Origin of the sequence: Vibrio ulleungensis, assembly GCF_016900875.1 — a bacterium.
GTDB lineage: Bacteria > Pseudomonadota > Gammaproteobacteria > Enterobacterales > Vibrionaceae > Vibrio > Vibrio ulleungensis.
Genome location: NZ_JAFEUM010000011.1, coordinates 82,902 through 89,824, shown reverse-complemented (window position 1 = coordinate 89,824; position 6,923 = coordinate 82,902). Strand labels below are relative to the sequence as shown.

The 6,923-nt window shown below is 44.3% G+C and carries 7 protein-coding genes; 2 read left to right on the top strand and 5 right to left on the bottom strand.

What is annotated here, in order from left to right; translation table 11 throughout:
* Positions 1 to 231: 231 nt before the first annotated feature.
* Both JQC93_RS19115 and JQC93_RS19110 read right to left on the bottom strand, forming a co-directional pair.
* On the bottom strand, positions 232 to 597 hold the full coding sequence (locus JQC93_RS19115; protein WP_205159938.1) for a hypothetical protein: 366 nt from the start codon (positions 595 to 597) through the stop codon (positions 232 to 234).
* Positions 598 to 641: 44 nt separating this feature from the next.
* Complete coding sequence (locus tag JQC93_RS19110) at positions 642 to 1,532, bottom strand: oxidoreductase (protein WP_205159937.1); 891 nt, start codon at positions 1,530 to 1,532, stop codon at positions 642 to 644.
* Between the two features lie 291 nt (positions 1,533 to 1,823).
* On the opposite strand from JQC93_RS19110, the gene JQC93_RS19105 reads away from it, so the two are divergent.
* Positions 1,824 to 2,741 (top strand): helix-turn-helix domain-containing protein, encoded by a 918-nt coding sequence (locus JQC93_RS19105; protein ID WP_205159936.1) that lies wholly within the window; start codon positions 1,824 to 1,826, stop codon positions 2,739 to 2,741.
* Positions 2,742 to 2,947: 206 nt separating this feature from the next.
* Here the strand turns inward: JQC93_RS19105 and JQC93_RS19100 are convergent, their stop codons facing one another.
* Both JQC93_RS19100 and JQC93_RS19095 read right to left on the bottom strand, forming a co-directional pair.
* Positions 2,948 to 3,637, bottom strand: a complete 690-nt coding sequence (locus tag JQC93_RS19100; RefSeq protein WP_205159935.1) for a zinc metallopeptidase — start codon at positions 3,635 to 3,637, stop codon at positions 2,948 to 2,950.
* Between the two features lie 198 nt (positions 3,638 to 3,835).
* A complete protein-coding gene (locus tag JQC93_RS19095; protein ID WP_205159934.1) occupies positions 3,836 to 4,696 on the bottom strand; it encodes an endonuclease/exonuclease/phosphatase family protein in 861 nt (286 codons plus the stop codon).
* Between the two features lie 127 nt (positions 4,697 to 4,823).
* Between JQC93_RS19095 and JQC93_RS19090 the strand changes: the two genes are divergently transcribed.
* Complete coding sequence (locus JQC93_RS19090) at positions 4,824 to 5,750, top strand: cation transporter (RefSeq protein WP_205159933.1); 927 nt, start codon at positions 4,824 to 4,826, stop codon at positions 5,748 to 5,750.
* A 121-nt stretch (positions 5,751 to 5,871) separates the two neighbouring features.
* Here the strand turns inward: JQC93_RS19090 and JQC93_RS19085 are convergent, their stop codons facing one another.
* Complete coding sequence (locus JQC93_RS19085) at positions 5,872 to 6,735, bottom strand: fumarylacetoacetate hydrolase family protein (protein WP_205159932.1); 864 nt, start codon at positions 6,733 to 6,735, stop codon at positions 5,872 to 5,874.
* Positions 6,736 to 6,923: the final 188 nt, after the last annotated feature.

Genomic DNA, 6,923 nt, shown 5'->3' with positions numbered 1-6,923 from the left:
GCGCGAACCTCATCGTAGAGCTGAGCCTTTAGGTCTCAATTAAGACTCTGAATATATTAGCGCAAATCAGCTCGTTATCTGGTTATCTACTTGCAATAACGGGACGTACCATATATTGGGGCATTTCTGAGTTACGAAGTGCCCGCAATGAAGGTTCTAAACAATTCTGTGTAATTGACATTGCTAACTTAGCAGCCAATGAATTAGCTTAGATATCGAACAACCGACTGATTATATGCGCTGCTTCGCATACCAAATCCCGAAACCAATAACCATAACTAGCTCAACAGCAACCCACATCCAATGCCTTGGTACAGAACCGTCAAGGAAAATACCCAGTAAGCGCGAAATGAGCGCCCCCAATGTTAATGTCATGCCGAGTGCAGCAACAGTAAACAAATATGGGGTAACTTGATGATGAAAGATGAGCAGCATGCCTGCACCCATTAGAAAGCCCCAACGGACTCTTCTTTCAACAGCTTGGAAGGCATCCTCAGGGATGGGTTTATTACTAACTAGCTCAGGGTTATAGCTGAGTATCCCCCCTAGTAATAAAATGATAAACCCCACCACCTGTAAAACTATTTTACTGTCCATAAATATCCTTAAACGTACTTAGCACAATTCTCCCGTATCTTCGTTTAATATTTTATTCCTGTTAATTCTTCAGATAGCGTCCAAAGCTTTCGCGCAGCATCGACATCATGTGACTGCTTGCTTGATTCTACCTTAATGGGTGCGCCATGCAGTTCAAAGAAATCCTGCGGGCCGAAGAAGTCACCCGAGGATGCTCTTTCGTCTGTTGCAGCTCGTAGTGTTGGTAGTGCTCCCATTTCTTTACTCTGGCCGAAAAAGGTATTTAAGAATTTCACCACGCCACGCTGAAGTTCCGATGTCGTCCATCCCGGATGAGCTGCTGTAACCATAGGGTTGTCACCATTTGATTCAAGCCGTCTTTTCAGCTCATAGGCAAAATAGAGATTTGCCAGTTTGCTATCTGCGTACGCCGTAAAATTTTTGTATTTTCGCTTTTCCCAGTTCAAATCATCCAAATCGATCTTTGAGGACTTATGTGCGCCAGCAGAAACTACCACCACACGGGAGATTGGCGTGTTCTTGAGAGTCTCAAGTAAATGGCCGACCAATGCAAAGTGACCTAGATGATTCGTCCCCATCAGAATTTCAAATCCGTCATCGGTCCTGGCATACGGGCACGCTACTCCTGCGTTGTTGATCAGTAAATCAAGTCTGTCGAAAGTTGCTAAAAACTGTGAACTAAACGCTTGAATTGAACGAAGACTGGAAAGGTCCAGCTGCATAACCGAAATGTTGGTGTCTGGATATTCTATTCGAATTTCCGCGGCTACCTTCTCACCTTTTGATACATTTCTAACCGCAAGAACTACCGTCGACTGTTTTTTTGCTAGCACCTTAGCTGTTTCCTTGCCGATGCCGCTGGTTGATCCAGTCACAACTGATATCCTGCCTTTTTGAGACGGTAAGTCGTCAGCACTCCACGGTTTATTTGCCATGAACTTTATTCCTCATTGTTTAAGATGGTTGGGCTACTTCGAAACAAAGTCTTGAGCAAAAGCGTTTAAATTCGAAGGGCTTCATAACCTATAGGCTAATCTTAAGAGACATGACCAAAAGTAGCGGCGCACAAAACTGCAAAAGTTGTATACAAAATAACGAATCGAACGGCTTCGCATTTTTGTATACGCTTCACGTCAATTTGTGCACTGAATTTTCTGTTCAACTAGACCACAATATGAATCAGAATGAGGTAAATGCCGCTAAAGGTTGTACGATAAGGTTACACAATGAAAAACTTCCATTTTGATACCATTAAACAACTCAATGCTGTTCTCGGTATACGCCCACCAGAGCACCCTTTAGTTGATGTAATGAAACTAAATCCAAACAGTGAAGACAATCAATTACTCAGCGGTGAGAGCATTTCACTCACTACCAGTTTCTATGCGATATCGTATAAACACATTACGTCAGGCGAAGTCACGTACGGTCGTACCCAATACGATTGTTCAAATGGGACAGTGCTGTTTATTGCTCCCGGTCAAGAGCTGACTGCCAGCGGGATAATCATTGACTCCGTTGCTCGCACTATTTGCTTTCACCCCGATTATATTCGTGGTCACAAGCTGCAAGACGAGCTTAAGCAATATCAATTTTTCAATTATTCGGTTAACGAGGCTCTACACCTTTCACCAAAAGAAGAGCAACATATGGTCGCGATGTTTGATGCGCTTGAGGCAGAAAACAACATGAGTTTAGATGCCTTTAGTCAGGAGCTTATTTTATCGCAAATCAGTACCTTATTGATGTACGCCAATCGGTATTACCACCGCCAATTTATGATGCGTAAAGAGACTAACACTTCAATATACGATCGGCTTTCAAAGCTTTTAGATGCTCGCTTAAACGCTATCATTCATGAATCTGCCGTTATCCCTGAAGTAGAAGAGCTGGCGCAAAGCATGAATATGACTAGCCGATACCTAAGCGATGCCCTGAAAGCTGAAACAGGTAAAACAACGAAGGATTGGATTCATTATGCTCTGATTGAGAAGTCAAAAGATCGTTTACTCTCTAGTAAGGATTCCGTGGCGACGATTGCCTATAGTTTAGGCTTTGAGTACCCACAATATTTTTCCAGATTATTTAAAAATAAAGTTGGGGTGACCCCTTCAGAGTATCGATTACAGAATACTCGCCATTAAGGCCTAGCCTGAAAAAAGAAAGCATTAAGAATACTAATTGTTATCAAAGGTCTATCTGGCTCACTTTGGGCAGTTTCATGCTATAGACTTTAGTAAGTTAGTAGATAAAGGATAGTATTAGATATTGAGCGATTAACTAAGGTGCTGAATGACTCCACGCCTGCTTAAAACTTAGCTTTCGCTTAATCTTTGGCATCAAGCAATCATTACCGGCGGAGCACCGCGATCCATCGCCCCAAGTTTAACAAGCTGCCTAGCGAGGCAGCGACATAGGTCAGCGCGGCCGCTTTGAGAATTTTCTCCGCATGCACTAGATCTCCATCGTGGAGGTAGTTGCCTTTTTGCAAGATCGGTAGCGCCTTGCCATAACTGGCGTCAAATTCCACTGGAAGAGTTAATAGATGCACCATGGTACTTAAAGCCATTGAAGCAACGCCAATTCCAATGGTTATTGCTCCTGCTTGCGGCAGGCGGGTTAGCATGAGTACAAGAGGAGCAGCCACTAGCATCATTCCGGCAATACGCTCGCCGACCATGGCGGTTTTCACGAGTTTTTGTCTTGCCAAGAATAAGGCCTCTCCACGTGAATCCTGAATGGCATGACCCACTTCATGGGCGGCCACAGTCACTGCGGTTAATGAGTATCCTGAGTAGTTGTCCGGGGTAAGACGCACAGCCTTGGCGACTGGATCATAGTGGTCACCAGCAGAGGTTTCCTCTACGTCGACATTATCTAGGCCGGCGCTGTCCAACAGATGGCGAGCAAGCTCACCACCGCTGCCTTGCTCACGGTAGCGATCAGTCGGCTGACTGTATTTTTGCATGACATGCTTGACCCATAGGCCTGGTAGGAAGACACATGTCGCGATGATAAGTAATATGATTATCCAGAACATTTAAACCAATGTGCTATTAGCAATTGCGTGACTATTAGTCATTATACGCATAAAAATGGGCGGCAGATGCCTGCCGACAATAGGCTGACTCGAATAGGGGCTAATTTGTATTAATGGAACTGGTCGCCTGAGCTATCCAAACTTACAATGATCAATCTTTGGGCTATGTGATTATTCGTCATTGTGATCGAGAGTATTTTATTGTCTTACAACAGCCCCAATCTCAGACTCCACGTTTATTTTGCCAACCAACATTGCATGGTCACTACTTAAGGTACCGTTTGTTGGCAGGTGATCGTCAATACAGGCCATATCGACGGCAGTGACGCGTTCAGAAACGAGAATATGGTCAATCGCATTAGGGGTAAAACGATGATAGAAAGTATTAAATGGCCCCACACCCAATAGTGTATCTAGAGGCTGCAGCAGGTTATTTTTCCAAAGGCCCTGTAGTGACTGACTGTCCCGAGACTGATTAAAGTCTCCCATAACAATCACCGGTGCCTTGTTAATTTGCTTTTTCGCTATCTCGAACAAGGCATTAGCTTCATCGGCGCGTTGAAAACTCGATACCCATTGCCCGTACAGTTGCGACTGTTTCTCAGTATAGTTGTCTGGCGCTGCCGAGGCGCGTTGAGATTTTAAGTGAACAGAGATTGCCGTGACAGCCGCACCATTTGGCAAAGATACCCGTGCAATCGCAGGGTATCTGGCGAAACGAGATTGCATCTTTGTTGGGATCTTTACCCATTTGGCTTTATAGCGACTGGCAATGGCGACGCACGGCTGACTAAACACAAAATCGTTTTCAATATTAGGGCGATCAGGGCAGATAAAGTAATGGTAACCGAGTTCGAAACACAGCTCCTTAAGTTCGGTAATACTAAACACTTCTTGAAACGCAATGATGTCGGCGTCTGCGGCAATGATTGATTGAGTTAACCACGAGCGCTTTTGTGTCCACTGCTCTGATGTCAAAATATTGTGCCATTCATAACTGGCAAAGGGTGGCTTGGCGAAATTACATAAGTTTAGCGATGCGACAGTAAACTCTGACATGAAGACCTAATGCGATGAAGCATTGTAATGAATAGACTAACGCTATCAGATGTTTAGAAAACTGGAAAGCTCCGCGTTGTTGTGTTACCAATATTCAACAATATGATGAGACAGAGTAGGCCGATAAATGGAAGACGCGGTAGCAAAAATTGAACGCAACTCAATATCAGTAGGGATCGTTGCAAATATCGTTATGGCGTTGAGTGGGTGGTTTGCTTTCTATTTAACGCGATCAGAGGCATTACTGCTTGATGGCAATATGTCGTTCATATTGTTCCTTACTTCAATCATAGCGCTCAAAATCTCAAGCATTAAAGCTAGAAGAACCGATACTTTTCCATTTGGATTGTACGTGACTGAAGCCCTATATTCGATGATGAAAGGCTTATTGTTACTTGGTGTCGTGATTTCTGCGGTCACCAGTAATGGATCTAAGATCATTCGGTATTTAGAAGGTGATAGTCTCACCATGATCAAAACAGGTCCTATTGTCTACTACGCGATAGCAATGGTCAGTATTTGCTGGGGGCTGTCGGCGTTCTATTACTTCCAAAACCGCAAAGCACAATTTGGCAGTTCTATGCTCAAAGTTGACCAAAAAGCGTCTTTAATAGACGGCGTATTGTCTGCATCGACGGGCGTAATTTTGGTGTTAATCGGTTATGTGAGTGTGGGATCTAAATGGGATTTCTTGCTATACATTGGCGATGCTCTGCTCGTTGTAGTACTAGCGCTTTGTATGCTTGGTCAACCTATATCAATCATCAAGCAGTCATTTGTGGAGTTGGCTGGAGGCCGGCTTCAAGATAAACCCTTGTACACTAAGATCGAAAGTGCAGTGAGAGGGCAAATGGCCGCTGCAAAGCTTGAATATACTTTGCTAAATGTAAGTAAAACAGGCTCAAGCTATCTAGTGTTGCTTAGTCTGCCAATAGACATTATTCGTCAAAAGCCAGAGGCGTTGATTGTGCAAGCTAAACAAAATATGCATAGCGAACTGACCAAGGTGTTAAACAACGTTGATGTGGAATGGATAATCGAAGCTAAGCAGTAGGGGAACTAATGTCTCATTTGGTTAATCGCACCGCTGGGAATGAGAGAGAAAGATCGTAAAACAACGCAGCCTTTAAGTGGCTGCGTACGTTATAGGGTCTGGCCGCGTGCACAACTGAGCATTATTCGTCTTGTATCGTATTTTTAAGGACGCCTAGACCTTGGGCTTCAACTTCAACGATATCCCCTTGCTTCATAAAGACAGGAGGGTTTCGCACATAGCCAACGCCTGCCGGCGTTCCCGTAATGATCACATCTCCAGGAAGCAGTGTCATACATTCGCTTAAAATGGCGATTAGCTTGTGCATTGGGAAGATGAAATCATCCGTATTTGCGTTTTGCATGATCTCACCATTAAGCCGAGTTTGAAGTTGTACGCCTTTCATACCTGCTGGCAATTCATCTGCTGTGACAAACTCTGGCCCAAATGCGCCGGTACCATCAAAGTTTTTGCCTATGGTCCACTGGGAGCTTTTGCGCTGGTAGTCGCGAAGTGTTGCGTCGTTAAAAAGGGCGTAGCCGGCGATGTAGTCAAGACCATCTTCTTCACTGACGTGACGTGCTTTTTTACCAATGATGGCTGCAATCTCACCTTCGTAGTCCAGTTTGTCTGAACAACGAGGTCGAACGATGGGCGCTGCGTGGCCAATTAACGATTCTGCACCACGTAAAAATATTTCTGGGTACGTCGGTGGCTCGGCTCCACCTTCGACGGCGTGCGCGGCGTAATTTCGACCAATGCAGATGATCTTAGGTGGATTTGGCACTACCGGCAGATATACAAGTTCGGTTAAAGGGGTATAGTCTTCGTCGCTCGCTTGCTCTACTAACGGATGAAGTAATTCAGACAGATTGTGGCCAGCCTGCAATAGTTGCTGCAGGTCTTGCGGTAGATGTGGTGCGGCTGTAGAAAGATCGATCACACCTTTGTTTGTTTTGATTCCTACTCGAGATTGACCTTCATGTTCAAATGAGACGATTCTCATGACTACTCCTTTTTAACAAGTTGTTAACTTAAATCTACACCATAAAAAAGATTATATCCAACCAAATATCAAAAAATCGTTATTTTATTTAGTGAGTGCCAATTATCCCTCCAATTGAGACGAGGGTGACGAGTTTGAAGTAGAGGAGGTCTTTACTAGCGCCTAATCAGCGGTGGTTTCTGATGCAA